Source organism: Achromobacter sp. KK8 (assembly GCF_054188005.1).
In genome coordinates, this window is the sequence record NZ_CM135178.1 from 6,319,099 (window position 1) to 6,345,851 (window position 26,753).

The following is a 26,753-nucleotide window of genomic DNA, read 5'->3' on the forward strand; positions in this document are numbered from 1 at the left end:
TCTTGGTTCAGTTCAGCCCAGCGCCCTGCAATCCGCCGGTCAGGCGTTTTTCCAGCCAGGTGGCCAGCCGCAGCAAGGGGTAGCAATACAGGAAATAGATGGCCGCGATCAGCCCGTAGATGAACAGCGACTTCGCCGGGAAGGTGATGATGAACACTTCGCCCTGGCGCGTCAGTTCGGTGATGCCGACCACCGACAGGATGGCGGTGCTCTTGATCAGCATCACGTACACCCCGCTCATGGGCTGCACGATCAGGCGCATGGCCTGCGGCAGGATCACCAGCCGCAGGATCTGCAACGGCCGCAGGCCCAGCGTCATGGCGCCCTCGGTCTGGCCGCGCGGCACCGCGCGGATGGCGCCGGAAACGATCTCCGCCACATAGCAAGAGGTGTAGACCGACAGCGACACGAAGGCCGCCGTGGCCGAGTCCCAATGCAGCAGCGCGATCCCGGTGCCGGGCAACACGAAGTAGAAGATATAGAGTTGCACCAGGAATGGCGTGCCGCGCAGCACATGGATATACAGCCCGAGCAACTGGTGCAGGCCGCGCACGCGGTAACTGCGGATCACGCCGATGACGAACCCCAGCAGCGAACCGGCGATGATCGCCACGAACGAGATCTTCAGGGTCTCCCAGAAGCCCTTGAGCAGGAACGGCAGCACGACGCCGGCGGTGGACAGGTAGGAATCCAGCATGCTCACCTCGCGTTCCAGGCGGGACCCGCCAGCCACAGGCTGACCCCGCGCGACAGCAGCAGCATCACCGCGTAGATCAGCAGGTAGCCGGCCGCGATGGTCAGGAAACTCTCGGTGGGCACGATGCGCTCGCTGTTCATCTGCACGCCCGCGGCCACCAGTTCGAAGACCGTGATCAACGACAGCAGCGAGGTGTCCTTGATCAGCACGGCGGTCTGCCCCAGCAGGGGCGGCAGCGTGTTGGCGAAAGCCTGCGGCAACACCACGTAGCGCAAGCGCTGGTGGTAATTCATGCCGCAGGCCTTGGCGCCCTCGATCTGCCCGCGCGGGACGGATTCGATGCCGACGCGGATGATCTCGCTCATGTAGGCGGCGTGGTGCAGTGTCATGGCCAGGATGCCCAGCAGCATTTCGCTCCAGCCCTTGGCGCCGGGCACCAGCATGGGCACCGCGTAGTAAACCAGGTAGATCTGCACCAGCAGCGGCGTCGAGCGAATGAACTGCACGTAGCCCGCCACCGGCCGCCAGACCCAGGCCCGCGCCGACATGTGCGCCAGCGCCAGCGGAATGCCGGCGAGCACCGACAGCACCAGGCTGGCGCCGGCCGCGATCAGGGTGTTGACCAGGCCCGTGGCGAACTGGCCCGTGTACTGGCCGACGATGCGCCAGTTGTAGTAGTCGATGAGCCAGTCCATTCAGGTCCTGTCGGTCAAGGGTGGCGGATGCGCGCTATCAGTGGTCTTTTTTCCAGTCGGTCGAGTACCAGTACTTGATCTGCTCGGGCAGCGTGTTGTCGGCGGTCTTGAGCGTCTGCCAGTTGTCGAGCCAGAACTTGAGCCGGAACGCATTGGGCGCCACCGCGAAAGCCAGCGGCTCGCGCACCATCACGCCGTCCAGCACCCGCAGGTTGCCGAAGTCCACCAGGAACTGGTTGGCGGTGGACAGCGACATGATGCCGGCGTCCAGGCGGCCGCTGGACAGCGCCTGGCCCACCGGCGCGCTGCCGCCGGAGAATTCCTTGAGCGTGGCCTTGGGCAGCATCTTCTTGCCGACCTCGGCGTAGGTGCTGGCGCCCAGCGCGCCGACGGTCACGCCGTCCTTGTCCAGTTCCGCGTACGACTTGTAGGGCGAGTCCTTGGGCACCACCGCCACGGTGTCGGCGTAGAACATGGGCGTCGAGAACAGCACCTGGGCGGCGCGCTGCGGCGTCGGCGTCATGTCGGCGGCCACCATGTCGGCCTTGCCGGACAGCAGCGCCGGGATCAGGCCCTTCCATTCGTAGTCCTGCAGCACCAGCTTGACGCCCAGGTCGTCGGCCATGCGCTTGGCGACTTCCACCGCCAGGCCGGTGCGCTTGCCGCTCTTGTCCATGAAGCTCATCAGCGGGCCGGAGGTCTGCACCGCCACCCGCAGCTCGCCGCGCTTGATGATGTCCGACAGCTCGTCGGCCCGCGCCGGCTGCGCGATGGCGGCCACGGCCAGCACGACGCCCGCAGCGCCCAGCCATTGTTTGATTTTCAGCATTTGCTTCCCCTTCTGGATGAAAGACGTGTGTCGTTCCGGGCGTACACCTGGTGCCGGCGGCGCCCGGTCAGGCCGGGCCGGCCCTGCTTGCTGCCTGCTGCCTGCTGCCTACTGCTTGCTGCCTGATGCGGTTGCTGCCTGATGCGGATGCGGTGTGCTGCTTGCTGCGAAGACTGCGTGATGCGCAAATAACCAACGGTAATGCGGGCCCGGCGCCACGGCGCGGCGGGTCCCGCTACAGGATCTTTTCCAGGAAGGCGCGGGTGCGCGCCTCTTTCGGCTGGCCGAAGACCTCGGCCGGAGTGCCGGATTCGACGATGCGGCCGGCGTCCATGAACAGGGCGCGGTCGCCCACGTCGCGGGCAAAGCCCATCTCGTGCGTCACCACCGCCATGGTCATGCCGTCGCGCGCCAGGGCGCGCATCAGTTCCAGGATGCCGCCGACGGTCTCGGGGTCGAGCGCCGAGGTGGCTTCGTCGAACAGCATCAGCTTGGGGTCCATCGCCAGGGCGCGGGCGATCGCCACGCGCTGCTGCTGGCCGCCGGACAACTGGCTGGGATAGCGCGGGCCGAAGTCGGCCATGCCGACCCGGTCCAGCAATTCAAGCGCGTAGCGTTCGGCCTGGGCGCGGTCGCGGCCGCGCACCACGCGCTGCGGCAACGCCACATTGTCGAGCGCGGTGCGGTGCTGGAACAGGTTGAAGTGCTGGAACACCATGCCCACGTCGGTGCGCCAGCGGTTGACGTCGGTGGCCGGGTCGGTCAGCGACACGCCGTCGACGCGGATGGTGCCGCTGTCGATGCGCTCCAGGCCATTGAGGGTGCGCAGGAAGGTGCTCTTGCCCGAGCCCGACGGCCCCACCACCACCAGCACCTCGCCGCGGTCGAGCCGGCAGTCGATGCCGTCCAGCGCCAGGTGATCGGGCTGGCCGTCGCGCTGGTAGGTCTTGGTGACCGCCTCGACTACGAGCAGGGGTTCGGACACGAGCATGGCCTTCAAAAAGGTTTCGCATTTCGCGCTGGAGTTTCGTATAGTAAATTTATTTCCAGAATCGCCACTTAGGCATAACCCTTAAGCGAAGGCCCGCCTTCGCCGGCATCTCCAAGGAACCGGTATGGACACGCCCCAAGACATCCTGCGCGCACTCGGCCTCAACCCCGCGACCCTGACCGGCGGCACGCTGATCGCCCGCAGCCCGATCGACGGCGCCGAGCTGGCCCAGGTCCATGAACATACGGTGGCGCAGGCCCACGCGGCCATCACTCGCGCCCGCCAGGCCAGCCTGGCCTGGCGCGACGTGCCGGCGCCGCGCCGCGGCGAACTGCTGCGCCTGTTCGGCGAAGTGCTGCGCCAGCACAAGCGCGAACTGGGCCGCCTGGTCAGCCTGGAAGCCGGCAAGATCCTGGCCGAGGGCGAAGGCGAGGTCCAGGAAATGATCGACATCTGCGACTTCGCCGTGGGCCTGTCGCGCCAGCTTTACGGCCTGACCATCGCTTCCGAGCGCCCCGGCCACCGCATGATGGAAACCTGGCATCCGCTGGGCGTGGTGGGCGTCATCAGCGCCTTCAACTTCCCGGTGGCGGTGTGGTCCTGGAACGCCGCGCTGGCGCTGGTGTGCGGCAACGCCGTGGTCTGGAAGCCGTCGGAAAAAACGCCGCTGACCGCGCTGGCCTGCCAGGCGCTGTTCGCGCAGGCGGTGCAGCTTTTCGGCGATGCGCCGGCCGGCCTGTCGGAAGTGCTGATCGGCGGCCGCGACGTCGGCGAGGCGCTGGTGGATTCGCACGCCGTGGCGCTGGTGTCGGCGACCGGCTCGACCCGCATGGGCCGCCAGGTCGGCCCGCGCGTGGCGCAGCGCTTTGGCCGCGTGCTGCTGGAACTGGGCGGCAACAACGCCATCATCGTCGGCCCCACCGCCGACCTCGACATGGCGGCGCGCGGCATCGTCTTCGGCGCCATCGGCACCGCCGGCCAGCGCTGCACCACCACGCGCCGCCTGATCGTGCACGAAAGCGTGGCCGACGATCTGCTGCAACGCTTGCACAAGGCCTACGCCAGCGCGCCCATCGGCAACCCGCTGGACGGCAAGAACCTGGTCGGACCGCTGATCGACCGCGCCTCGTTCGACGCCATGCAGGCCGCGCTCAAGGCCGCCGGTGAACAGGGCGGCAAGGTCACGGGTGGCGAACGCGTGCTGGCCGACCAGTACCCGGACGCCTGGTACGTGCGCCCCGCCATCGCCGAAATGCCCGGCCAGACCGACGTGGTCTGCCACGAGACCTTCGCGCCGATCCTGTACGTGATGCGCTACAGCGATTTCAACCAGGCGCTGGCGCTGCAGAACGGCGTGCCGCAAGGCCTGTCGTCGGCCATCTTCACCAATGACCTGCGCGAGGCCGAGACCTTCCTGTCGGCGGCGGGCTCGGACTGCGGCATCGCCAACGTCAACATCGGCACCTCGGGCGCCGAGATCGGCGGCGCCTTCGGCGGTGAAAAGGAAACGGGCGGAGGCCGCGAGTCGGGCTCGGACGCCTGGCGCAACTACATGCGCCGCGCCACCAACACCATCAACTACTCGCGCAACCTGCCGCTGGCGCAGGGCATCAAGTTCGGCGAGTAAGCCGCCAGCCATAGGGCAAGAGGCCCCGCGCATCGTCGCTGATGCGCGGGGCCTCCTGCCTTGCGGGGCGCCGATATCGGCCGCCAGCCGCGCGCCAGCGGGTCCCGCGGGCACGCGGGACACAGCCGGCGGCGCGTCCACGCTACCGCGCCCATGTTGCAAGTCCTACATCCGATAAGCCCGACTTACAAAATGTAGGCCGGGCCGATGCTACATTGCATCGTCACAGATACCACCCGCCTCCCATGACTTCGTCCCGACGCATCGCCCTTCCCCCGCGCACCCTGGTCGCCGCCCTGGCGCTGGGCCTGGCCGGCACCGCCACCGCCGGCGTGTCCTACCGGCTCGACCGTCCTTCGGCCGCCCCCGGCGACACCGTCACCATCGAAGCGGTGTACTTCAACGAAGGCAACGCCCGCGCCACTTGGGAGGCGCCGCCCGAACTGGTGCTGCAATGGCGCGGCCAGGACGGCCAGATCGTGCGCAGCCTGGCCAAGCTGCAAGGCGGCAAGGCCAGCTACAGCGTGCCGGTCAACAATTTCGCGCGCATGGCCTGGAGCGCCGAAGTGCCCGCCAGCGCCCGCGGCCTGCAGGCCATTTCCATCGAGGGCCAGCCGGCCATGATGGCGCTGGACGCCACCGGCCGCGACAGCGGCACGCTGGCCAGCACGCCCGCTCCCGTCCCGGTGGTCGATCCGCGCACCGGCCAGCCGGTGCCGCCTGCCGTGGTCACCGCGGCCGGCGCATCGCCCGAAGGCGGCCCGGCGCCGGACAGCGTGGCCGTCTCGTCCTACCAGCAATCGGCCTTCGATCATTTCCGCAGCGCGATCTCGGAATACAAGCCGGTGTACTTCGACATCGGCACCCGCGGCCAGACCACCGCGCGCTTCCAGATCAGCGCCAAGTACCGCCTGTTCAGCCCGTCCGGCAACCGGCCCGCGACCTGGGGCGAGAACTTCTACCTGGGCTATACCCAGACCTCGCTGTGGGATCTGCAGGGCGATTCCATGCCCTTCATCGACACCACCTTCAACCCCAGCCTGTTCTGGCTGTCGGACAACATGTGGCAGTCGGAAAGCCAAAGCTGGCGCCTGGGGCTGAACACCGGCGTCGAACACAACTCCAACGGCAAGGCCGGCGACGACTCGCGCTCGGTCAACGACGCCTACATCCAACCGCAGTTCAACTACCGTTTCGACGGCGGCAGCACGCTGACCTTCGCGCCCAAGGTCAAGGCCTATTTCGGCGTCGCCAGCGAGAACTCCGACTACGCCGACTACGCCGGCCGCGTCGACTGGAACCTGCGCTGGGCGCAGGACAACGGCGCGGTGGTCTCGGCCATGTACCGCCAGGGCGACCAGCGCCGCCGCACCACGCAGCTCGATTTCGCCTGGCCGCTGCAGCGCACCTGGCTCAACATGAACGGCTACCTGCACCTGCAGTACTTCAACGGCTACGGCGAAACGCTGCTGGGCTACAACCAGCGCAACGAATCGCAGTTCCGCATCGGCCTGTCGCTGGTGCCTTGACGCGCAGGCCGGCGTCGGCCTGGCGTCCTAGCGCCCCCAGCGCAGCACCAGCGGATCCAGCCGCCGCGCCACCTCCAGCAGGCCCCGCCGCACTTCCGGCCGCATGGCCGGAAATGGATGGCGCGGCGCGTCGCAGGCGATCACGCCGCCCGCCTTCATCAACGCCTTGGCGGTCAGGATGCCGCCCTGGCGGTTCTCGTAGTTGATCAGCGGCAGCCAGCGTTCGTACAGGCGGTAGGCCTCGTCGGCGCGGCCTGCTCGGTGCGCCTCGATGATCGGCCGGATGCCGTCGGCGAAGCCGCCACCCGTCATGGACCCGGTGGCGCCGGCATCCAGGTCCGGCAGCAGCGTGATGGCCTCTTCGCCGTCCCACGGCCCTTCCACCGCCGCGCCGCCCAGCGCGATCAGGTCGCGCAGCTTGGTGGCCGCGCCGGCGGTCTCGATCTTGAAGTACGACACCTGGGCGATGTCGCGCGCCATGCGCGCCAGCAACGCGGCGGGCAGCGGCGTGCCGGCCACCGGCGCGTCCTGGATCATGATGGGGATGTCGATGGCGTCCGACACCCGCTGGAAGAAGCCGACCACCTGTTCCTCGGCAACGCGGAGGGTGGCCCCGTGGTACGGCGGCATGATCATCACCATGGCCGCGCCCTGCGCCTGCGCCCGGCGGCTGCGCGCCGCGCACACCTGGGTGCCGTAGTGCGTGGTGGTGACGATCACCGGCACCCGGCCGGCCACGTGTTCCAGCAAGGTGCGCGTCAGCACTTCGCGCTCGTCGTCCGACAGCGAGAACTGCTCGGAGAAGTTGGCCAGGATGCACAGGCCGTCGACGCCGCAGTCGATCATGAAATCGGCCGCGCGCTTCTGGCCCGGCAGGTCCAGCTCGCCCGACTCGGTGAAGATGGTGGGCACCACCGGAAAAATGCCGCGATAGCGCGGCGCCGGCACAGTCGTCGTGGTCATGGCGCTCACTCGATGATGTTGAAGTCTTTCAGGTATTCGGTCTTCAGGCTCAGGCCCAGCCCCGGCTTGTTGTCGTCCAGGTCGATGAAGCCTTCCCTGGCCACCGGCTCGCCGTCGAAGATGTAGTAGAACAGCTCGTTGCCCACTTCCACGTCGAACATCGGGAAATACTCGCTCATGGGCGAGGCCAGCGTGCTCATGGTCAGGTGGTAGTTGTGCATCTGGCCGGCGTGCGGGATGACCGGCACGCTGTAGGCCTCGCACAGGGCGTTGATCTTGTGCGCGGCGGTGATGCCGCCGACGCGGTTGGTATCGTACTGCACCACCGACACCGCCTTGCGGTCCAGCAGCTGCTTGAAGCCATACAGCGAGAACTCGTGCTCGCCGCCCGAGATGGGGATGGACGTCAGCTGGTTCAGCTCCGCATAGCCGTCGATGTCGTCGGCGATCACCGGTTCTTCCAGCCAGCGCGGCTCGAACTTCTCCAGCTTGGGCAGCATGCGCTTGGCGTACTCCAGGTTCCAGCCCATGTAGCATTCGAGCATCAGGTCGGTGTCGTAGCCGATCACCTCGCGCACCGCCTCGACCGATTTCAGGTTCTCCGCCACGCCGCGCTGCAGGTGCGCCGGGCCGTAGCCGAAGCGCATCTTGAACGCCGTGAAACCCTGGTCCAGATAGGTCTGGGCCTCTTCCTGCATGGCCTTCAGGTCGGTGCGGTACAGCTTGGAGTAATAGACCGGAATCTTCTCCTTGGTGCGTCCGCCCAGCAGCTTGAAGACCGGCTTGCCGACCGATTTGCCCAGGATGTCCCAGATCGCCAGGTCCACGCCCGAGATCGCCGCCATGGTCACGCCCTTGCGGCCCCAGGCGTGGGTGGCGCGGTACATGCGCTGCCACAGGTACTCGTAGTCCCAGGGGTCCTGGCCGATCACCAGCGGCGCCAGGTACTGGTCGATGATGGCCTTGGCCACGCGCGGCGCCAGCGCCACGTTGCCCAGGCCGACGATGCCGTCATCGGTCTCGACCTCGACCACGGTCCAGCCGTGGAAGCGGAAGGTGCTCATGGTTTCCTGCGGCGAATACAGCAGGTCCATGGCGTTGGAGCAGAAGTTGCCTTGCGGCGGCACGGTCTTGCCGGTCCATTCAAAGACGCGGGCGCGGACGGATTTGATCTTCATGGGGGGTTCCTGCGAAACGAGGTCGAACGATGCGATGAACGGGAAAGAACGGCCGCCTCAGGCCGCCGCGCGCGCGGCGCGATGCGACAGGCCCATGCGGCAGGCGATGCGGAAGGCCTGCCAGGTAGCGTCGACGCTGGCGCGTCCCTGGCCGGCAATGTCGTAGGCGGTGCCGTGGGCCGGCGTGGTGATCGGGATCGGCAGGCCGCCCTGCACCGTCACCCCGCGCGAAAAGCCCAGCAGCTTGATCGCGATCTGGCCCTGGTCGTGGTACATGGTGACGATGGCCTGGAACTCGCCCGCCTGCGCCTTCAGGAAGATGGTGTCGGCGGGGAACGGGCCCTGCACCGGCAGCCCTTCCTGGTTCAACTGGCGCACGGCCGGGGCGATGATGTCGACCTCTTCGCGCCCGCAGGTGCCGCCGTCGCCGCCATGCGGATTGAACGCCGCCACCGCCACCCGCGGCGCGGCCACGCCGTTGGCCTGCAGCGACTGGTAGATCAGCCGCGTGGCGGCCTTGATGCCGTCGATGCTGAGCGCGGCGGCGGCGTCCTTGAGCGGAATGTGCGAGGACACGCGCGAGGTCCACAGCTCGCCCAGCGTGTTGAATTCGCAGAAGTAGCCGGTCACGCCCAGGTACTGCGCGAAGTGGTGCAGTTCGTCGTCGTGGCGCAGGCCGCCCTGCTTCATCGCGTGCTTGTTCAGCGGCGCGAAGCAGATGGCGTCGATATGGCCGGCCAGCGCCGCGTCCATGCAGGCGTCCAGCACGCGCAGCACCGAGGCGCCGCCAGGGGCCTGCGCCTGCCCCAGGTTGACATCCTCGCGCCGCACGGTATCCATCGCCAGCCACGCCGGCGCGCGGGTATCCGGCCGCGCCCGCACCGCGGCGAAGCCGTCCACCGCCTGCGTCGCCACCTGCACGCCCGCCACCCGCTGGCCCTCGCGCCACAGCCATTCATCGCCCACCAGCACGATGTTGGCCAGCTGCGCCGCCTCGGGCCGCGCCAGCAGGCGCGCGATCAGTTCGGGGCCGATGCCGGCGGGGTCGCCCAGCGTCAGGGCAATGACGGGCTTGGCGGCGGGGTTGCTTTCGATGCTCATGCTGCGTTCATTCCACGGAAATATGGTTCTTCTTGATGATGGCGGCGTAGCGCTGGTTCTCGGTCTGGTGGAACTGCGCGAACTGCGCCTGGCTCATGGGGCTGATGTCGGCGCCGATGGCCTGCAGGCGCGTCTGGGTCTCGGGCATGGCCAGCACCGCATTGACCGAGTCATGCACGCGCCGCTGCACCGCCGCCGGCGTGTTGCCGGGCATGTAGATGCCGTACCAGGCGCTCATCTCGACGCCGCTGACGCCGGCTTCGGCCATGGTCGGCACATCGGGCAGCTGCGGATTGCGCTTGGCACTCAGCACCGCCAGCGCGCGCACCTTGCCGCTCTTGATGTGCGGAATGACGGACGACGCGGTCTCGAAGGCGATCTGCACCTGGCCGCCCATCAGGTCGACCATGGCCGGGCCGCTGCCGCGATAGGGAATATGGGTCATCTGCACGCCGGTGGCGTCCTTGAACAGTTCGGCGGCGATGTGCTGGGTGCTGCCCGAACCGCTGCTGGCGAAGTTGTATTCACCCGGCTTGCGCTTGAGCAGCGCGATGAGATCCTGCACCGACTTGGCCGGCAACTGGTTGTTGACCACCAGGATGTTCGGCACCGCACCCACGAACACCACCGGGGTCAGGTCGCGGTCGTTGTCGTAGCCCAGCTTGAGCAGGTGCGGCGCGATCGCATGCGCGGTGGACACGCCCATCACCATGGTGTGGCCGTCGCCCGACTTGGCCGCCAGGTCCGCCGCCAGCGTGTTGGACGCGCCCGGCTTGTTCTCCACCACCACGGTCTGCTTGAGCATCGGCCCGAGCTTGTCGGCCACGGCGCGCGCCATGGCGTCGGTGCCGCCGCCGGGGGCCGAGCCCACCAGCAGGCGCAGCGGCCGGGCCGGCCAGTCGGCGCTCTGCGCCTGGGCGGATACGGCGGCGGACAGGCACAGCACGCCCGCCGCCAATGCGGCATAAAGCCGAGTCTTCATGGTTGTCTCCTTGGGGGCTTATGGCCCGTAGCGGGCTTTGTTATGCCTGCATCTTAGAAACAACCGCTGTTTCCGTAAAATGAAACTTTTGCACCAACTGTTCACTACAGGCGATCAATCATGGAACGCGTCCCGAACGTCCCCGCGCTGCTCTCGCGGCTGCGCATGCGGCAGATCGTGCTGCTGTTGGCCATCGAAGAACGCGGCACCCTGCGGGCCGCCGCCACCCAGCTCAACATGACGCAGTCCGCCGCCAGCAAGATGCTGCACGAACTGGAACTGGCCATCGGCCAAGCGCTGTTCGAGCGCGTCGGCCGCGGCCTGGCGCTGACCGCCGCCGGGGAATGCGTGATGGAGTATTTCCGCGGCATGCGCGGCACGGTGTCATCGCTGGCGCGGGAACTGGAAGAACTGCGCCTGGGCAGCGCCGGCAAACTGTTCATCGGCAGCATCATGGCCGCCTCGCCGGGCCACCTGACCGACGCCCTGCTGCGCCTGAAGCAGACCTACCCGCTACTGGCCGTGGAGATCTCCACCGGCACCAGCGACCTGCTGATCGAACGGCTGAACGAGGGCAGGCTCGACGTCGTCATCGGCCGCATGCTGACCCTGTCCGAACGCCATTACGTCTTCCGCCCCATCGGCGACGAGGCCCTCTCCGTCATCGCCGCGGTCGATCACCCCCTGACACGCCGCAAGCGCATCACCTTCGACGCGCTGCAGGCCTACCCCTGGATCCTGCAACCCCACGGCAGTCCCATGCGCGACGTCCTGGAACAGGAATTCCGCGCCCACGACACGCCCCTGCCCAAGGGCCTGATCGAGTCCGCCTCGATCCTCACCACCACCAACCTGGCCATGAAGTCCGACATGCTGGGGGTCATCCCCGACTCCGTCGCCAGCCGCTACGCCCGCCACGGCCTGCTCGCCATCATCCCCTACCAACTCCAGCACACCCTGACCGCCTTCGGCAGCATCATCCCCAAGGACCGCCCGCTAAGCGCGCCCGCCAGGCACTTCGTGGACCTGCTGCACGACGCGGGATAAGGACGCACCACGCACGATAAAGGCGCACCACGCAGAGCAAAAACAAGCAGCCCCCAGCTCAGCCCCCACCAGCCGCCGACACCCCAACACCGCCCCAACGCAAGACACCGCGTAAGCCCCAAAAGGCCGCCCGCGCGGCCGGCCTGGGGCGGGCCCCGCAAACCTCTCCATGCCCCCACCGTTCTGACAACGCGACGCTCCAAGACGCTCGCAGCCCCTCGCGGCGGGCGAGTCGGTGGCGGGCAACCTCGATGCGCCCGAGGGAATCCGAAGGAGTCGCCGAAGGCGAGGACGAGGATGACAACGGGGCAGTCCGGAGCGAACGCTCCGGACCGCAATCGTGGGCGCCCGCCACCGACTCGCCCGCCGCGAGGGGCGACCTACGAAGCGCGCCCACAACCACGCCTCCCACGAAGCCCCCCCAAAAAAGAACGAACCTAAAGATCCGGATCCTCCTCCACCTTAGGCATCAAATAAGCCGTCAACGCACTCGACGCCCCCGCCATCCCCCAAAACAGAAAGAACGACACGGTATAGAACCCCACCCGCCCCGTCGGCACATATCCGAACACCGCCACATCCAACGGGTCGATCAACGCAAAAACAATCGCGCTGCCCACGGCCGCCGCCAGGAACGACGGCCACAGTATCCACATCAACGACCTCAACCCCATGGCGCGCCTCCGGAAATCATCAACGAACGCCGACCGCGGCCGGCGGCGTCGGCAGCGGCTCCATCTGCTCGATCACCAGTCCGCGCTTGACCACGCCTTCCTGGATCGGCTGGTTGCCGAACTGCGTATAGGCCAGGTAGATCGTGATGGCACAGCCGATCACCGCCAGGAACGGCCCGGCCATCAGGAACCACGGCCAGAACTCGCGGTACCAGGGTTTCGCCGGCATCGGCGCGGCAAGATGGACAGTATTCATCGTTGGCATCCTTGGTTCGGAATCACTCGGGGACATAAAAACTCGCGGCTTCGTCGGTTTCGACCGGCCGGTTCTCTTGATCGTGGGCGCGGGCCCGCAGCGTGATCGGGTGCGCGCCCGGCTCGGCCCCGGCCGGCGCGCGGATCACCATCGGCACCAGCTTGTTGGCCGCCGCCTCGACATCCACCACGTCCGACTCGCCCTGCCCGGCGCGCACCGCCAGTCCGGGCATGCCGTCGGCCGACAGCCGTAAACGCAGCGGCGAGTCCGAGGTGTTGATGATCTGCAGCCGATACACGTTCTCGATCATGCCGCCGGCCACCTCGCGCCCCAGCACGCCGCGATCGCGGATCACGTCCACCCGCAGCGGGTTGCGCAGCGTCAGCGACACCACGAATGCCACCGCCAGCCCCAGGATCAGCGTGCCGTAGATCAGCACGCGCGGGCGCAGCAGGTGCGAGCGCGCGCTCTGGGTCGACAGCCCTTCCAGCATCGCCCGCTCCGAGGTGTAGCGGATCAGCCCGGACGGGTACTGCATCTTGTCCATCACCTGCTCGCAGGCGTCGATACAGGCGCCGCAGCCGATGCACATGTATTGCAGCCCGTCGCGGATGTCGATGCCGGTCGGGCACACCTGCACGCACAGGCTGCAATCGACGCAGTCGCCCAGCCCCGCGGCCTTGTGGTCGACCTTGCGCGAGCGGCCGCCGCGCGGATCGCCGCGGCGCTTGTCGTAGGTCACCACGAAGGTGTCGGGGTCGACCATCACGCTCTGGAAGCGCGCGTACGGGCACATGTATTTGCACACCGACTCGCGCATGAAGCCGGCATTGCCCCAGGTGGCGAAACCGTAGAACAGCATCCAGAACCATTGCCACGGCCCCAGCTGCAGCGCGAACAGCTCGTGACCCAGTTCGCGGATCGGCGCGAAGTAGCCGATGAAGGTCGAGCCGGTCCACCAGGCCAGCGCGATCCACAGGAAGTGCTTGGTGACCTTCAGGCGCGCCTTGCGCCAGGTCCAGGGCGACTCGTCCAGGCGGATGCGGGCGACGCGGTCGCCTTCGACCTTGCGCTCGATCCACATGAAGATCTCGGTGTAGACCGTCTGCGGACAGGCGTAGCCGCAGAACAACCGGCCGGCCACCGCGGTGAACAGGAACAGCGCCAGCGCCGAGATCACCAGCAGCACCGCCAGGTAGACCACGTCCTGGGGCCACAGCACCAGGCCGAACAGGTAGAACTTGCGCGCGCCCAGGTCGAACAGCACGGCCTGGCGGCCGTTCCATTGCAGCCAGGGCAGGCCGTAGAAGATCAGCTGCGTGAGAAAGACGAAGGCGATGCGCCAGCGCGCGAAGATGCCGCTGACCGAGCGCGGATAGATCTTGCTGCGCACGCCGGCCAGGGTCTGCTCCAGCGTCTCCTGGCCGGGCCGGGGCGGCCGCACGTGCGGCCGCCAGGGTGGCGGGTCGCCGCCAGGCGAGCTGCTGACGCTTGCGGTTGACCCATCATCCATTTGCTGCTCCGTGCTGTAAGTCCATGTGGTATGGGGGCCGCCGTCGCGGCGCCCCACCTATGCGCCGCCTACTTGGCCGCAGCGGTCGTGGCCGGCTGCGCTTGCGCGTCGGGCTTGTTCGACAGGCCCCAGACCCAGGCCGTCAGGATCTTGATCTGTTCCGGGGTCAGGATGTCGCCGTGCGCCGGCATGCGGTTCTCGCGACCATCCAGGATCGTCTTGACGATGGTGGCTTCCGAGCTGCCATACAGCCAGACGTCGTCCGTCAGGTTGGGCGCGCCCAGGGCCTGGTTGCCCTTGCCGTCGACACCGTGACAGGCGACGCAGAAGTTGGCGAACTCGCGCTGGCCGCGGAACACCCGCACCGGATCGGCCGTCAGTCCCGACAGCGAACGCACGTACTGGGCGATGTCACCGGCGGTCTTGGGATCGATGGCGGCCTTCCAGGGCGGCATCACGCCGATGCGGCCATTGGTGATGGTCTGCATGATGGCTTCGGGCGAGCCGCCATGCAGCCAGTCCGTGTCGGTCAGATTGGGAAAGCTGGGGCCGCCCTTGGCGTCGGAACCGTGGCACTGCGAGCAGGTGTTCAGAAACAGGCGCTGGCCGATTTCCCGGGCGCCCGGATCCGCGGCGATCTGCGGCACCGTCATGGTCTCGAAACGCGCGTAGATCGGGCGCACGGCCTCGGCCATTTTGGCCTGCTGCTGCGCCACCTCGTTGGCGCTGCTGTAGCCCAGCTGGCCCTTGTACGAACCCAGGCCCGGCATGAAGAACAGGTAACCCAGCGCGAACGCGCAGGCCAGCAGGTACATCCAGGTCCACCAGCCAGGCACCGGATTGTTCAGTTCGGTCAGGTCGCCATCCCAGACGTGGCCGGTGTCTTCCACCTGGCCATTGGCCGGCTTGGTCTTGAGCCAACGACGCTGCGTATACAGCAGCCACACGCACCACACCACGCCGCCGACCGCGACGATCGAGATGAAATACCCCCAGAAGCCATTGACGAAATCGCTCATGACCGATCCGCTCCATCTTGTTGTACCGGCCCGAATTCATCGGGCAGCGCGAACGGCAGCATCGCCGATTCGCTGTTGGCGCCCTGGCGGCCGCGCGAGCAGGCCCACCAGACAATGCCGAAAAAGGTTGCCATCGAGATGGCGGTGACGATTGCGCTTAAATAAGCCATGATCAGCCTCCCGTGGCCGCGGGTTGCGCGGCGGCGGCGGGCTGCGCCGCCTTTCGGGCTTCTTCGGCCTTCCTGGCCTCTTCCGCCTTTTTGGCCTGCTGCGCCTTGCGCACGCCCACGCCCAGCCCTTGCAGATAGGCCACCAGCGCGTCCTCTTCGGTCTTGCCTTCGATGGCCTTGGGCGCGGCGGCGATCTCTTCGTCGGTGTACGGCACGCCCAGGGCGCGCAGCGCGCGCATGCGCTGCTCGACGTTCTGGCCGGTGATCACCGTCTTTTCCAGCCACGGATAGGCCGGCATGTTGGACTCGGGCACCACCTTGCGCGGATCGCGCAGGTGGATGCGATGCCAGTCGTCGGAATAGCGTTCGCCCACGCGCGCCAGGTCCGGGCCGGTGCGCTTGGAGCCCCACAGGAACGGATGGTCGAACACCGACTCCGAGGCCAGCGAATACGAACCGTAGCGCTGCACTTCGGCCGCCAGCAGGCGCACCTGCTGCGAGTGGCAGCCGACACAGCCTTCGCGGATGTAGACGTCGCGCCCCATCAGGCGCAGCGGGCTGTAAGGTTCGACCCCCGCCACCGGCTGCGTGGTGCTGTGCTGGAAAAACAGCGGCACGATCTGCACCAGGCCGGCGAACGACACCACCAGGATGCTGGCGATGATCATCCAGCCGATGTTCTTTTCGAGCGTCTGGTGGGAGAAAAAGCCTTGTTGCTTGTTGGCCATGATGTCCTCGTCAAACAGTGGCCGGCGCGGCGGCGATGGCCGGCGTGCGGGCGGCGTGGGGATCGTCTTGCGGAATGGGGGGATTGATCGCTTGCGCGCCGCTCACCGTCTTCCACACGTTCCACGCCATGACAAAGACACCCGACAGGAACAGCGTGCCGCCCAGCAGCCGGATCAGGTAATACGGCAGGCGCGTCTTGAGCTCTTCGACGAAGCTGTACACCAGCGTGCCGTCGGCTGCCGTGTCGCGCCACATCAGGCCCTGCTGCACCCCGGCGATCCACATCGCGGCGATGTACAGCACCACGCCGATGGTGGCGATCCAGAAGTGCAGTTCGATGGCCTTGACGCTGTACATCTTTTCGCGGCCATACAGGCGCGGGATCAGGTAGTAGAGCGAGCCGAACGAGATCATCGCGACCCAGCCCAGCGCGCCCGAGTGCACGTGGCCGATGGTCCAGTCGGTGTAGTGCGACAGCGCGTTCACGGTGCGGATCGACATCATCGAGCCTTCGAACGTGGACATGCCGTAGAACGACAGCGCCGTCACCATGAACTTCAGGATCGGATCGGTGCGCAGCTTGTACCAGGCACCCTGCAGCGTCATGATGCCGTTGATCATGCCGCCCCACGACGGCGCCAGCAGGATCAGCGAGAACGTCATGCCCAGCGACTGGGTCCAGTCGGGCAGCGAGGTGTACAGCAGGTGGTGCGGACCGGCCCACATGTAGGTGAAGGCCAGCGCCCAGAAGTGGACGATCGACAGGCGATACGAATAGATGGGGCGGCCGGCCTGCTTGGGCACGAAGTAGTACATCATGCCCAGGAAGCTGGTGGTCAGGAAGAAGCCCACCGCGTTGTGGCCGTACCACCACTGCACCATGGCGTCCTGTACCCCCGAATAGGCGGAGTACGACTTCCACAGCGTCACCGGCATCTCGATGTTGTTGAAGATGTGCAGGATGGCGATGGTCAGGATGTACGAGCCGAAGAACCAGTTGGCCACGTAGATGTGCTTGGACCGACGCTTGATGATGGTGCCGAAGAACACGATGGCGTAGGCCACCCAGACCAGCGTGATCAGGATGTCGATGGGCCATTCGAGTTCGGCGTATTCCTTGCTGCTGGTGTAGCCCAGCGGCAAGGTGATGGCGGCCGCGACGATGACCGCCTGCCAGCCCCAGAAGGTGAACGCGGCCAGCCGGTCACAGAAAATGCGGGTCTGACAGGTGCGCTGGACCACGTAGTACGAGGTCGCGAACAGCGCGCTGCCGCCGAAGGCGAAGATCACGGCGTTGGTGTGCAGCGGGCGCAGGCGGCCGTAGCTGAGCCAGGCGGTGTCGAAATTCAACTGAGGCCAAACCAGCTGCGCGGCGAGAAAAACGCCCACAGCCATGCCGACGATGCCCCAGACCACGGTCATGAGCGCGAACTGCCTCACGATCCGATAGTTGAAGGTGTCGGCCTTGCTTGCGATTGCGGCGCAATCGTTCATCACCCTTCCCCCAAACAAAAAGAAACAAGTAGCTCCAGGTTTCAATGATGGGGGGTCGGACACGATCCGGGGTTGATGTGAATCAAACCCTACTGGTCGTGCAGGGGAACCCGCAGCGGCCGCGCAACGTCCAGGGCACGGCGGCCGTCAGTCCCGCGAGGCCTGGCCGCCGTCGTCGTCGCGCAGGATGGCGGCGCCGGCGTTGTCGGTATCGTCATATTGGCCATTGAAAACGGCCCACCACAACGACACGCCGATGACCAGCACGAACAGCAGGGACAGGGGCAGGAGAAGATAGAGGATGGTCATGGCGCGGCTTCCAGCGCGCCGCCGGGCGCCGCGCGGCCGGACCAGTCGCGCCGCGACAGCCGCCACGAGTTGTAGGCAACCGCCAGCGACGACACCAGCATGGTGATCGCCGCCAGCCAGGGCGTGACCCAGCCGACCAGCGCCAGCGGCGTCATCAGCAGGTGCCAGACCAGGGAACCATGCAGGTTCTGGCGCGCCTTGCGCTGCGCCTGGGCCAGCAACGCGTCCAGTGCCGCGTCGGGCATTGACGGATGGGCCGCCAGCGCCGAATGGGCCGACGCCATGGCGGTGGGCACCGCCATCGACATGGCGCAGGGACAGCTCATCACCAGCAGCGCGACCATGACGGGAAGGCTGTGGGCCGGATCGATATAGGCCCAGGCGGCCGCCGCCCCCAGCGCCAGCGCCACCTGCGCCATGACGAAGCGCGAGGCCAGCCGGTCGGCGCCGGCGCCCAGCAGCAGGCGCTGCGCCTCGACCCGGGCATGCCGTTGGCCGCCCGTCGAGCCGCCGAAAGACTGCCGGGCGCACAGTTCCAGGTAGCGCGCCGTCAGCAGGAAGGCGACGAACATGGTGACCGAATCGAAATACACCTCGCCGCGGCCCGTATAGGTGGCATGCACGCTGGGGACGAAGGCGGCGACGATGCCCAGCGCCACCGGCACGTCCATGCCGGCGCGGCCCTGGCGCAAGTTGGCGCCGGCGTGGCGCCAGATCGGCCAGGCCGAATACAGCACCACCGGCACGGTCAGGGCCAGGCTGGCCCAGTTCATCAGCACGATGGCCCAGTCCAGCGTTTCCAGGGCGTCCCTGGGGATGCCGTCATGGCGCAGGTAGCCCGGCCAGGCGAACATCATCACCTGCATCATCGCCAGCCACGCCAGCGACAGGCGCACCAGCGCGTGCCGGCGCTGCTGGCGGTCGGCGTCGGGCAGGGTCGGGGGAACGGCGAAAATGGATTTTGCTCGCATGCGCCGATGCTACCCAGCGCCACCGGGGCGCGCCTTGACCTGGATCAAGCCGCCTCGGACGGTTTGCCCGCGCGCGGCCGGCCGCCGGCTCAGGGCCGTTGCGCGCGCAACACCGCCACCACCGCCCGCATCAAGGTATCCAGTTCGTCCGCCGCGATGGTCAGGGCCGGCGTCAGGTAGACCACGTTGCCGAACGGCCGCACCCAGACCCCGGCCTCGACCAGGCGCCGTTTCAGGGCTTCGCGGTCCTCGATGCGATCCAGCTCGACCACGCCGATCGCGCCCAGCACCCGCACGTCGCGCACCCACGGCAACTCGCGGCATGGCGCCAGGCCCCGCGCCAGCGCAACCGACAGCGCCTGCGCCTGGGCCAGCCGCGGCTCGCTTTCGAACAGGTCGAGCGAGGCATTGGCGGCGGCGCAGGCCATCGCGTTGCCCATGAAGGTGGGGCCGTGCATCAGGGCATGGGACGGATCGTCCGACCAGAAGGCGTCGAATACCCGGCTGCTGGCCACGGTGGCCGCTAGCGGCAAGGTGCCGCCGGTCAGGGCCTTGGACAGCGTGATGATGTCGGGACGCGCGCCGGCCTGCTCGAACGCGAACATCGTGCCGGTGCGGCCGAAGCCGGTGAAGATCTCGTCGAAGATCAGCAGCAGGCCATGGCGGTCGGCCAGCCGGCGCAAGCGCCGCAGCACCTGCGGCTCGTGCAGCAGCATGCCGCCGGCGCCCTGCACCAGCGGCTCGACCAGGATGCCGGCCAGTTGCGGCCCGCGGGTTTCCAGGAAAGCGTCCAGGCGCGCCATGGCGGCATCGTCGCGCGGCAGGTCGACGATGTCGTGCTCGGCCAGCATGCCGCGGAACAGGCTGTGCATGCCCTCGTCCGGATCGCATACCGCCATGGTGCCCAGGGTGTCCCCGTGGTAGCCGCCACGGAACGCCAGGAAGCGGCTGCGGCCGCGTTCGCCCTGGTTGAGCCAGAACTGCACCGCCATCTTCATGGCCACTTCCACCGCCACCGAGCCGGAATCCGTATAGAACACCCGGTCCAGCCCCGGCCCCAGCAGGCCGGCCAGGCGCCGGGCCAGGGTCAGCGCGGGCTCGTGGGTCAGGCCGCCGAACATGACGTGCGGCATGGCGTCCAGCTGCTCGCGCAGCGCCCGGGCGATGTGCGGATGGTTGTAGCCGTGGCAGGCGGTCCACCAGGACGCCACGCCGTCGATCAATTGGCGACCGTCGGCCAGCTCCAGGCGGCTGCCATGGCTGCGCACCACCGGCAGCGGCGGCGTGGCCGTCTTCATCTGGGCGTACGGCAGCCAGATATGCCGCTGGCCCCGCGCCATCCAGTCAGGGGTCTGCATGTTTCACCTCCACTACAATGGCTCGCATTCTACGGCCGGGGGCCTGACGGCGCGCTTTGCGGCCGCGGTCCTCTGGCGGGGCTCCCGCCGCCGGCCGCCGCAGGAAATCGTCATGTCCAAGCTGGATCCCCTCTTTTCTTCCGAACTGGCGCAAGCCGAATCGCGCCGCGTGCGGCGCCGGCTGCGCACGGCCACCGCCGCGCCCGCGGGCCGCATCGCATTGCACGGCGTCCCGGCGCTGAACTTCTCCAGCAACGACTACCTGGGCCTGTCCAAGCACCCGCTGCTGATCGAGCGCGCGCGCGAATGGGCCGCCCGCCATGGCGCCGGCGCGCAGGCCTCGCGGCTGGTGTGCGGCAATCTCGACCTGCACGAGCAGGTCGAAGCCAAGCTGGCGCGCCTGAAAGGCACCGAGGCCGCGCTGCTGCTGGCGTCTGGCTGGCAGGCCAATGCCGCCGTGCTGCCGGCCCTGCTGCGCGCGGCCGCCGGCCAGGGCGAAGTGCAGGTCTACGCCGACAAGCTCAACCATGCCAGCCTGCATCACGGCTGCCAGGCAGCCGGCGTGCGGCAGATCCGCTTCCGCCACAACGACCTGGACCACCTCGAAGCGCTGCTGGCGGCGCGCGCCGGGCCATCGGCCGCGCCCGCCGCGCGCTTCATCATCACCGAAAGCGTCTTCAGCATGGACGGCGACCGCACCGACGTGGCGCGGCTGGCGGCGCTGGCCGAGCGCTACCAGGCCTTCGTCTACCTGGACGAAGCCCACGCCACCGGCGTGCTGGGACCGGGCGGCATGGGGCTGGCCGGGCTGGCGCCGGGCGGCATCGACCTGACCATGGGCACCTTCAGCAAGGCGCTGGGCGGCTTCGGCGCCTACGTGGCCGGCTCGCGCGCGCTCTGCGACTACCTGGTCAACGCCTGTTCGGGTTTCATCTACACCACCGCCCTGCCGCCCGCGGTGCTGGGCGCCATGGACGCCGCCCTGGACCTGGTGCCGACGCTGGACGCCGAGCGCGCCCGGCTGGCGGCCTCGGGCGAGCGGCTGCGCGTCGCGCTGCGCAGCCTGGGGCTGGACAGCGGCGACTCGTCGACCCAGATCGTGCCCGCCATCGTCGGCGACGAGGGCCGCGCCCTGGCGCTGGCGGCAACGCTGGAGCAGCGCGGCCTGCTGGCCGTGGCGATCCGCCCGCCCACGGTGCCGGCCGGAACCAGCCGCCTGCGCATCGCCCTGAGCGCGGCGCACCGCGACGCCGATATCGATCGCTTGATAGACGGCCTGACGGCCGCGCTCGCCTGATGCCGGCCGCCGATTCCCTGCGCCCCACCCTGCTGTTCGCGCACGGCTGGGCCTTCGACGCCACGTTCTGGGCGCCACTGGCCGCCGCGCTGGCCGACTGGCCGCAGGCCGTGGCCGACGCCGGCTATTTCGGCCCGCCCCACACGCCCACGCCCGACGGCCCGGTACTGGCCATCGGCCACTCGCTGGGCGCGCTGCGCCTGCTGGGCGAGCCGCCGCCCGCCTGCGTGGGCCTGATAGCGATCAACGGCTTTGCCCGCTTCGGCGCGGGCGCCGATTTTCCGGAAGGCGTCCCGGCGCGCATGCTGGACCGCATGCTGAACCGGCTGGCGACGCAGCCCGAAACCGTGCTGCGCGATTTCCGCCAGCGCTGCGGCGACACCAGCGCCATCGGCGTCCCCCAGGTCGAACCGCTGGCGCGCGACCTGGGCATCCTGCGCGACGCCGACCAACGGGCCGCGCTGGCGACGCTGCCGATGCCGCTGCTGGCGCTGGCGGGCACGGCCGATCCGATCGCGCCCGCGGCCATGACGACGGCGGGCTTCGGCGCCGCGGCCGAACTGCACTGGCGCGACGGCGGCGGCCACCTCTTGCCGCTGACCGATCCCGACTGGTGCGCGCAACGCATCCGCGCCTTCCTGGCCCGCGTGGCGCCCGCCGCATGAGCGCCGTACCCCGCAATGCCCGGGTCGGCGCGCGCTTCGGCGCCGCCGCCGCCCGCTACGACGAACACGCCCCGGCCCAACGCATCACCGCCCAGCGGCTGGCCGACGCGATCGGGCGGCTGCCGCTGCCGCCGCGTCCGCGCATCCTGGAGATCGGCTGCGGCACCGGCCTGCTGACCCAGGCGCTGGCCGCCCGGCTGGGCCCCGCGGACTGGACCGTGACCGACATTTCGCCCGCCATGCTGACGCGGGCGCGGCAGGGACCGGCGCTGCCCGGCAGCGCGCGCTACCAGGTGCTGGACGGCGAGCGCCCCGACAGCCTGCCGGGCGGCTACGACCTGATCTGCTCCAGCCTGGCGGTGCAATGGTTCGGCGACCTGAACGCCGGACTGGGACGGTTGGCAGCGCTGCTCGCGCCCGGCGGCCACCTGGCGGTGGCCACGCTGGCCGACGGCACGTTCGAGGAATGGCGCGCCGCCCACCGCGCGCTCGGCCTGGCCGCGGCCACCCCGACCTATCCGCCCGCCGCCGCCATCCGTCCGACCATGGGCAATCTGGCCGGTGGCGTGCACAGCGAACGGCTGATACAAGATCATCCTGACGGCCTGCATTTCCTCAAGGCGCTCAAGGGCATCGGCGCCACCACGCCCGCGCCCGGCACCGCCCCGCTGGGTCCGGCCGCGCTGCGGCGGGTGCTGGCGCAGTTCGACCAACAAGGCGCCACGGTGACCTATCACCTGGCCTACGGAATCTGGAAGAAACATGACTGACTCCCCCGCCAACGGCGTTTTCGTCACCGGCACCGACACCGGCATCGGCAAGACCCTGGTCTCGGCCATCCTGGCGCGCGCCTGGAACGCCGACTACTGGAAACCGGTGCAGACCGGCGTGGCCGAGGAACCGGGTGACACCGACACGGTCGCGCGCCTGGCGCAACTGCCGCCCGAACGCCTGCACCTGCCGGCCTACGTGCTGCAGGCGCCGCTGTCGCCGTGGGCCGCCGCGCCGCTGGAAGACGCCGTAATCGACGCCACCGCCATCGTGCCGCCGGCCACCACGGCGCCGCTGATCGTCGAAGGCGCCGGCGGTCTGTACGTGCCGATCGACGACAGCCACATGATGATCGACCTGATCGCGCGCCTGGGCATGCCGGTGGTGCTGGCCGCGCGCAGCGGCCTGGGCACCATCAACCACACGCTTTTGAGCCTGGAAGCCTTGCGCCGCCGCGCCATCCCGGTGCTGGGCGTGATCATGAGCGGCCCGCTGTCGGCCGGCAACCGCGAGGCGATCGAACGCTTCGGCAACGTGCGCGTGCTGGCCGAGATCCCGCCGCTGGAACGGGTCGATGCGGCAGCCGTCGAGGCGCTGGCGCGCACCGTGCCGCCGCTGGCGGAATGCCTGGCGGCGATGCGCGCCGCGGATTGACGGCCTCGGGCGCCGCCGCGCTCAGTCCGCGGCGCGCAGGAAGCGCTCGATGGCCGCCGCCAGCGCGAGCGGCGTTTCATTCATCGGATAGTGCCCGGCATTGCCCAGCACCTCGATCGTCGTGCGCGGATAGCGCCGCGCATAGGTCGCGGCCATCAGCGCCGGCGTGAACACCGGATCGTGCTCGCCCACCAGGGCCAGCACCGGATGGCGGCCGTCGATGCGGTCGCTGAAATCGGTGCCAACCCACGCGGGCAGGTACGCGGCGAACGCGGCGGCCGACGAATGCGCGGCGGAATAGTCGGCCTTCCACGCCACCCATGCCGCCGGCAGGCGCCCGCCGGTGCTGCGATCGATGATGGCGCGACGCGCGGCCAGGTCCGCGGCCGCGCCGTCGAACAGCGCGCGCGTGACCGGCGCCATGGCGATGCCGCCGCATGGCACCGGGGCCACCGGCACCAGCGCGCGCACCCGCTCAGCCGCCAGCGCCGCGACCCGCTCGATCGCCATGCCGCCCATCGAATGGCCCACCAGGCTGAAGCGCTCGAACCCCAACGCGTCGGCCAGCGCCAGCGCGTCGGCGGCGATCTCGTCGATCGAATGTTCGCCGGCCGCCTCGCGCATGCCGCCGTAGCCGCGGTAGTCCATGAAGACGTAGCTGAAGTCCGCGCCCGACAGCCAGGGTTCGATCGGCTCGAAGGCGCGCGCGTCGCCGAACCAGCCGTGCAGCACGATGACGGGATGCGGGCCGTGGCCCACGCGATGGAAAGTGTTGGCCATGTCGGCTCCTGGAGTGTGGCGATGCGCCGCCCCAGGGCAGCGAACGCGAGGGACAATGGCGGCATCGTAGGCCTGGGACCGGCGGCCCGCCTTCGATATCGGGTCATTCACTGTAGAATCCAGGCCATGCGCAATACCCTGGTCGATCCCTACGAGGACATTCCGCGCGACGTGGTGGTGACCGCCTGCGACTATCCGGCCGGCCTGACCTTCCCGCTGCACGCCCACCGCCGCGGCCAGTTCGCCTACGCCGCGCGCGGCGCCATCAGCGTGGCCACGCCGACAGGCCGCTGGCTGGTGCCGCCGCAACGCGCCTGCTGGGTGCCGGCGGGCATGGAGCACCAGATGACCATGCGCGGCGCGGTGACCATGCTCAACACCTTTCTTACCGAGCGCGCCGCGCAGGCCCTGCGCCTGCCCGCCGAATGCCGGGTCCACGCCGTCTCGCCGCTGCTACGCCACCTGCTCGACGAAGCCATCGACCTGCCCGCGCTCTACGACCTGGACGGCCGCGCCGGCAAGCTGATGGCGCTGCTGGCGGCCGAAATCGCCGCCATGCCGGCACTGTCGCTGCACGCGCCGCTGCCCGCCGACCCGCGCCTGGCGCGCGCCTGCCGCGCGCTGTGGGCGGCGCCGTCGATCACCGCGGACCTGGACACGATGGCCGCCGCCGCCGGCATGAGCCGACGCACCTTCACCCGACAGTTCCGCGCCGAAACCGGCGTCAGCTTCGGCGCCTGGCGCCAGCAGGCCTGCCTGCTGGCCGCGATCGAGCGCCTAAGCCTGGGCCAGCCCGTGACCCGCGTCGCGCTGGACCTGGGCTACGCCAGTCCCAGCGCCTTCACCAGCGCGTTCCGGCGCGTGCTGGGACAGGCGCCCGGCGCGTACCTGGCGGCGCAGCGCTAGCTCGCCAGCGGCGACCAGCGGCTCCCGCCGTAAAAAAAGAGGGTGCCCGAAGGCACCCTGAATCCACCCTACAACAGCACTACAACTTCAACTGCAAAATCAATCGGTTCCTGGTCAGGCGGCCTTCTGCTCCTTGCCGTGCTCGAACTGCGCTTCCTCGGTCGAGCCGGTCAGCGCGGTGGTCGAGGACTGGCCGCCCTCGATGGTCTGCGTGACGGCGTCGAAGTAGCCGGTGCCCACTTCGCGCTGGTGCTTGACCGCGGTGAAGCCCAGGTCGGCGGCGGCGAATTCCTTCTGCTGCAATTCGACGAAGGCGCTCATCTGGCGGCGGGCGTAGCCGTGGGCCAGTTCGAACATGCCGTAGTTCAGCGCGTGGAAGCCGGCCAGCGTGATGAACTGGAACTTGTAGCCCATGGCGCCCAGCTCGCGCTGGAACTTGGCGATGGTGGCGTCGTCCAGGTTCTTCTTCCAGTTGAACGACGGCGAGCAGTTGTACGCCAGCAGCTTGCCCGGGAACTGGCGATGGATCGCGTCGGCGAACTTGCGGGCGTATTCCAGGTTGGGCGTGGACGTTTCGCACCAGATCAGGTCGGCGTACGGCGCGTAGGCCAGGCCGCGCGAGATCGCCTGGTCGATGCCGGCGCGGGTGCGGAAGAAGCCTTCCACGGTGCGCTCGCCGGTGATGAACGGGCGGTCGTTGTCGTCGACGTCGCTGGTCACCAGGTCGGCGGCGTCGGCGTCGGTGCGGGCCAGCAGCACGGTGGGCGTGCCCATCACGTCGGCCGCCAGGCGCGCCGAGACCAGCTTGGCCACGGCCTCGCGGGTCGGCACCAGCACCTTGCCGCCCATGTGGCCGCACTTCTTCACGGACGCCAGCTGGTCCTCGAAGTGCACGCCCGAGGCGCCGGCCTCGATCATGGCCTTCATCAGCTCGAAGGCGTTCAGCACGCCGCCGAAACCGGCTTCGGCGTCGGCCACGATGGGCGCGAAGAAGTCGATGTAGCCCTCGTCGCCCGGGTTCTTGCCTTCCATCCACTGGATCTGGTCGCAGCGGGTCAGCGAATTGTTGATGCGGCGCACGACCTGCGGCACCGAATTGGCGGGGTACAGCGACTGGTCGGGGTACATCTCGCCGGCCAGGTTGGCGTCGCCGGCCACTTGCCAGCCCGACAGGTAGATGGCCTTGAGGCCGGCCTTGACCTGTTGCATGGCCTGGTTGCCGGTCAGGGCGCCGAGCGAATTCACGAAAGGCTCGCTGTGCAGTTGTTCCCACAGGCGGGTCGCGCCGCGGCGGGCCAGGGTGTGCTCGACGGCGATCGAGCCGCGCAGGCGGATGACATCCTCGGCGCTGTAGTCGCGCTTGATGCCCTGCCAGCGGCTGTTCTCGGCCCAGTCTTTCTGCAGATTGCGGATTTCGGTTTCGCGGTGGCTCATGGTCATGCTCCTTGGTCTATGGCTGAAAAGGCAAGAAAACTTCGGGGTTGCATTGCGTGAATCGTTGGAGAAAGTCTATGCCTGTGCTGCGGAGCAATGTGGCCATGCCTCTTA

At 68.5% G+C, this 26,753-nt stretch carries 26 protein-coding genes and 1 pseudogene; 7 read left to right on the forward strand and 20 right to left on the reverse strand.

The features are described from left to right. Positions 1 to 7 precede the first annotated feature (7 nt). The 4 genes from ACVN9Z_RS29075 to ACVN9Z_RS29090 form a co-directional block, all read right to left on the reverse strand. Positions 8 to 697: an amino acid ABC transporter permease gene (locus tag ACVN9Z_RS29075; RefSeq protein ID WP_006387544.1), complete on the reverse strand. Its 690-nt coding sequence runs from the start codon at positions 695 to 697 to the stop codon at positions 8 to 10. Positions 698 to 699: 2 nt separating this feature from the next. Further along, a complete protein-coding gene (locus tag ACVN9Z_RS29080) occupies positions 700 to 1,392 on the reverse strand; it encodes an amino acid ABC transporter permease (protein WP_006387543.1) in 693 nt (230 codons plus the stop codon). Between the two features lie 37 nt (positions 1,393 to 1,429). Further along, positions 1,430 to 2,221 carry an ABC transporter substrate-binding protein gene (locus ACVN9Z_RS29085; protein WP_024069953.1) on the reverse strand — a complete coding sequence of 264 codons (792 nt, stop codon included), beginning with the start codon at positions 2,219 to 2,221 and terminating at the stop codon, positions 1,430 to 1,432. Between the two features lie 235 nt (positions 2,222 to 2,456). After that, on the reverse strand, positions 2,457 to 3,212 hold the full coding sequence (locus ACVN9Z_RS29090; protein WP_006387541.1) for an amino acid ABC transporter ATP-binding protein: 756 nt from the start codon (positions 3,210 to 3,212) through the stop codon (positions 2,457 to 2,459). Positions 3,213 to 3,336: 124 nt separating this feature from the next. Between ACVN9Z_RS29090 and amaB the strand changes: the two genes are divergently transcribed. Then, positions 3,337 to 4,839 (forward strand): L-piperidine-6-carboxylate dehydrogenase, encoded by a 1,503-nt coding sequence (amaB, locus tag ACVN9Z_RS29095; RefSeq protein ID WP_458212952.1) that lies wholly within the window; start codon positions 3,337 to 3,339, stop codon positions 4,837 to 4,839. Positions 4,840 to 5,084: 245 nt separating this feature from the next. Continuing rightward, positions 5,085 to 6,368: a phospholipase A gene (locus tag ACVN9Z_RS29100; protein ID WP_035199989.1), complete on the forward strand. Its 1,284-nt coding sequence runs from the start codon at positions 5,085 to 5,087 to the stop codon at positions 6,366 to 6,368. Between the two features lie 27 nt (positions 6,369 to 6,395). Here the strand turns inward: ACVN9Z_RS29100 and ACVN9Z_RS29105 are convergent, their stop codons facing one another. Genes ACVN9Z_RS29105 through ACVN9Z_RS29120 form a run of 4 tightly spaced genes read right to left on the reverse strand, consistent with a single transcriptional unit; the run spans position 6,396 to position 10,592 of the window. Continuing rightward, the gene (locus ACVN9Z_RS29105) at positions 6,396 to 7,331 is read right to left on the reverse strand and encodes a dihydrodipicolinate synthase family protein (protein ID WP_200221712.1); all 936 of its coding nucleotides are present in this window, start codon (positions 7,329 to 7,331) and stop codon (positions 6,396 to 6,398) included. Positions 7,332 to 7,336: 5 nt separating this feature from the next. Further along, the gene (locus tag ACVN9Z_RS29110; RefSeq protein WP_006387537.1) at positions 7,337 to 8,509 is read right to left on the reverse strand and encodes an L-rhamnonate dehydratase; all 1,173 of its coding nucleotides are present in this window, start codon (positions 8,507 to 8,509) and stop codon (positions 7,337 to 7,339) included. Positions 8,510 to 8,566: 57 nt separating this feature from the next. Continuing rightward, the gene (locus ACVN9Z_RS29115; RefSeq protein ID WP_053500911.1) at positions 8,567 to 9,610 is read right to left on the reverse strand and encodes a 4-hydroxythreonine-4-phosphate dehydrogenase PdxA; all 1,044 of its coding nucleotides are present in this window, start codon (positions 9,608 to 9,610) and stop codon (positions 8,567 to 8,569) included. 7 nt (positions 9,611 to 9,617) lie between these two features. Further along, positions 9,618 to 10,592 (reverse strand): Bug family tripartite tricarboxylate transporter substrate binding protein, encoded by a 975-nt coding sequence (locus ACVN9Z_RS29120; protein WP_458212953.1) that lies wholly within the window; start codon positions 10,590 to 10,592, stop codon positions 9,618 to 9,620. Positions 10,593 to 10,712: 120 nt separating this feature from the next. On the opposite strand from ACVN9Z_RS29120, the gene ACVN9Z_RS29125 reads away from it, so the two are divergent. Continuing rightward, entirely contained in the window at positions 10,713 to 11,639 is a 927-nt protein-coding gene (locus tag ACVN9Z_RS29125; RefSeq protein ID WP_054499772.1) for a LysR family transcriptional regulator, read from the forward strand. A gap of 437 nt (positions 11,640 to 12,076) precedes the next feature. Here ACVN9Z_RS29125 and ACVN9Z_RS29130 read toward each other — a convergent pair whose 3' ends face one another. The 10 genes from ACVN9Z_RS29130 to ACVN9Z_RS29175 form a co-directional block, all read right to left on the reverse strand. After that, positions 12,077 to 12,313: a hypothetical protein gene (locus ACVN9Z_RS29130; RefSeq protein WP_054440926.1), complete on the reverse strand. Its 237-nt coding sequence runs from the start codon at positions 12,311 to 12,313 to the stop codon at positions 12,077 to 12,079. A 19-nt stretch (positions 12,314 to 12,332) separates the two neighbouring features. Further along, positions 12,333 to 12,569, reverse strand: a complete 237-nt coding sequence (locus tag ACVN9Z_RS29135; protein ID WP_020929008.1) for a FixH family protein — start codon at positions 12,567 to 12,569, stop codon at positions 12,333 to 12,335. Positions 12,570 to 12,591: 22 nt separating this feature from the next. After that, positions 12,592 to 14,082 carry a cytochrome c oxidase accessory protein CcoG gene (gene ccoG, locus ACVN9Z_RS29140; protein ID WP_058207469.1) on the reverse strand — a complete coding sequence of 497 codons (1,491 nt, stop codon included), beginning with the start codon at positions 14,080 to 14,082 and terminating at the stop codon, positions 12,592 to 12,594. A 68-nt stretch (positions 14,083 to 14,150) separates the two neighbouring features. Then, the gene (gene ccoP, locus ACVN9Z_RS29145) at positions 14,151 to 15,101 is read right to left on the reverse strand and encodes a cytochrome-c oxidase, cbb3-type subunit III (protein ID WP_006387530.1); all 951 of its coding nucleotides are present in this window, start codon (positions 15,099 to 15,101) and stop codon (positions 14,151 to 14,153) included. Continuing rightward, positions 15,098 to 15,274, reverse strand: coding sequence for a cbb3-type cytochrome oxidase subunit 3 (locus ACVN9Z_RS29150; RefSeq protein ID WP_026382338.1), 177 nt, complete (start codon positions 15,272 to 15,274; stop codon positions 15,098 to 15,100). The genes ccoP and ACVN9Z_RS29150 overlap by 4 nt, the downstream gene beginning before the upstream one ends. Then, complete coding sequence (ccoO, locus tag ACVN9Z_RS29155; protein ID WP_020929012.1) at positions 15,274 to 15,999, reverse strand: cytochrome-c oxidase, cbb3-type subunit II; 726 nt, start codon at positions 15,997 to 15,999, stop codon at positions 15,274 to 15,276. The genes ACVN9Z_RS29150 and ccoO overlap by 1 nt, the downstream gene beginning before the upstream one ends. A gap of 10 nt (positions 16,000 to 16,009) precedes the next feature. Further along, entirely contained in the window at positions 16,010 to 17,494 is a 1,485-nt protein-coding gene (gene ccoN / locus ACVN9Z_RS29160) for a cytochrome-c oxidase, cbb3-type subunit I (protein ID WP_006387527.1), read from the reverse strand. Positions 17,495 to 17,641: 147 nt separating this feature from the next. Then, entirely contained in the window at positions 17,642 to 17,803 is a 162-nt protein-coding gene (ccoS, locus tag ACVN9Z_RS29165; RefSeq protein ID WP_047991554.1) for a cbb3-type cytochrome oxidase assembly protein CcoS, read from the reverse strand. Further along, positions 17,800 to 18,774, reverse strand: a complete 975-nt coding sequence (locus ACVN9Z_RS29170; RefSeq protein ID WP_006387525.1) for a P-type ATPase — start codon at positions 18,772 to 18,774, stop codon at positions 17,800 to 17,802. The genes ccoS and ACVN9Z_RS29170 overlap by 4 nt, the downstream gene beginning before the upstream one ends. A gap of 89 nt (positions 18,775 to 18,863) precedes the next feature. Beyond that, positions 18,864 to 20,132: an adenosylmethionine--8-amino-7-oxononanoate transaminase gene (locus tag ACVN9Z_RS29175; protein ID WP_054438735.1), complete on the reverse strand. Its 1,269-nt coding sequence runs from the start codon at positions 20,130 to 20,132 to the stop codon at positions 18,864 to 18,866. A 112-nt stretch (positions 20,133 to 20,244) separates the two neighbouring features. On the opposite strand from ACVN9Z_RS29175, the gene bioF reads away from it, so the two are divergent. The 3 genes and pseudogenes from bioF to bioD all read left to right on the forward strand — a co-directional run bounded on the left by bioF (position 20,245) and on the right by bioD (position 23,519). Then, a complete protein-coding gene (bioF, locus tag ACVN9Z_RS29180) occupies positions 20,245 to 21,429 on the forward strand; it encodes an 8-amino-7-oxononanoate synthase (protein WP_458212954.1) in 1,185 nt (394 codons plus the stop codon). After that, positions 21,429 to 22,094: an alpha/beta fold hydrolase gene (locus tag ACVN9Z_RS29185; protein WP_458212955.1), complete on the forward strand. Its 666-nt coding sequence runs from the start codon at positions 21,429 to 21,431 to the stop codon at positions 22,092 to 22,094. The genes bioF and ACVN9Z_RS29185 overlap by 1 nt, the downstream gene beginning before the upstream one ends. Next, positions 22,091 to 23,519 (forward strand): annotated as a pseudogene (gene bioD, locus ACVN9Z_RS29190) (dethiobiotin synthase). Before ACVN9Z_RS29185 ends, bioD begins: the two are co-directional and overlap by 4 nt. A 21-nt stretch (positions 23,520 to 23,540) precedes the next feature. Here bioD and ACVN9Z_RS29195 read toward each other — a convergent pair. Next, positions 23,541 to 24,299, reverse strand: coding sequence for an alpha/beta fold hydrolase (locus ACVN9Z_RS29195; RefSeq protein WP_024069967.1), 759 nt, complete (start codon positions 24,297 to 24,299; stop codon positions 23,541 to 23,543). 126 nt (positions 24,300 to 24,425) lie between these two features. Between ACVN9Z_RS29195 and ACVN9Z_RS29200 the strand changes: the two genes are divergently transcribed. Next, on the forward strand, positions 24,426 to 25,205 hold the full coding sequence (locus tag ACVN9Z_RS29200) for an AraC family transcriptional regulator (RefSeq protein ID WP_024069968.1): 780 nt from the start codon (positions 24,426 to 24,428) through the stop codon (positions 25,203 to 25,205). Between the two features lie 114 nt (positions 25,206 to 25,319). On the opposite strand, the gene aceA is transcribed toward ACVN9Z_RS29200, so the two are convergent. Then, on the reverse strand, positions 25,320 to 26,639 hold the full coding sequence (gene aceA / locus ACVN9Z_RS29205; RefSeq protein ID WP_024069969.1) for an isocitrate lyase: 1,320 nt from the start codon (positions 26,637 to 26,639) through the stop codon (positions 25,320 to 25,322). Between the last annotated feature and the right edge of the window lie 114 nt (positions 26,640 to 26,753).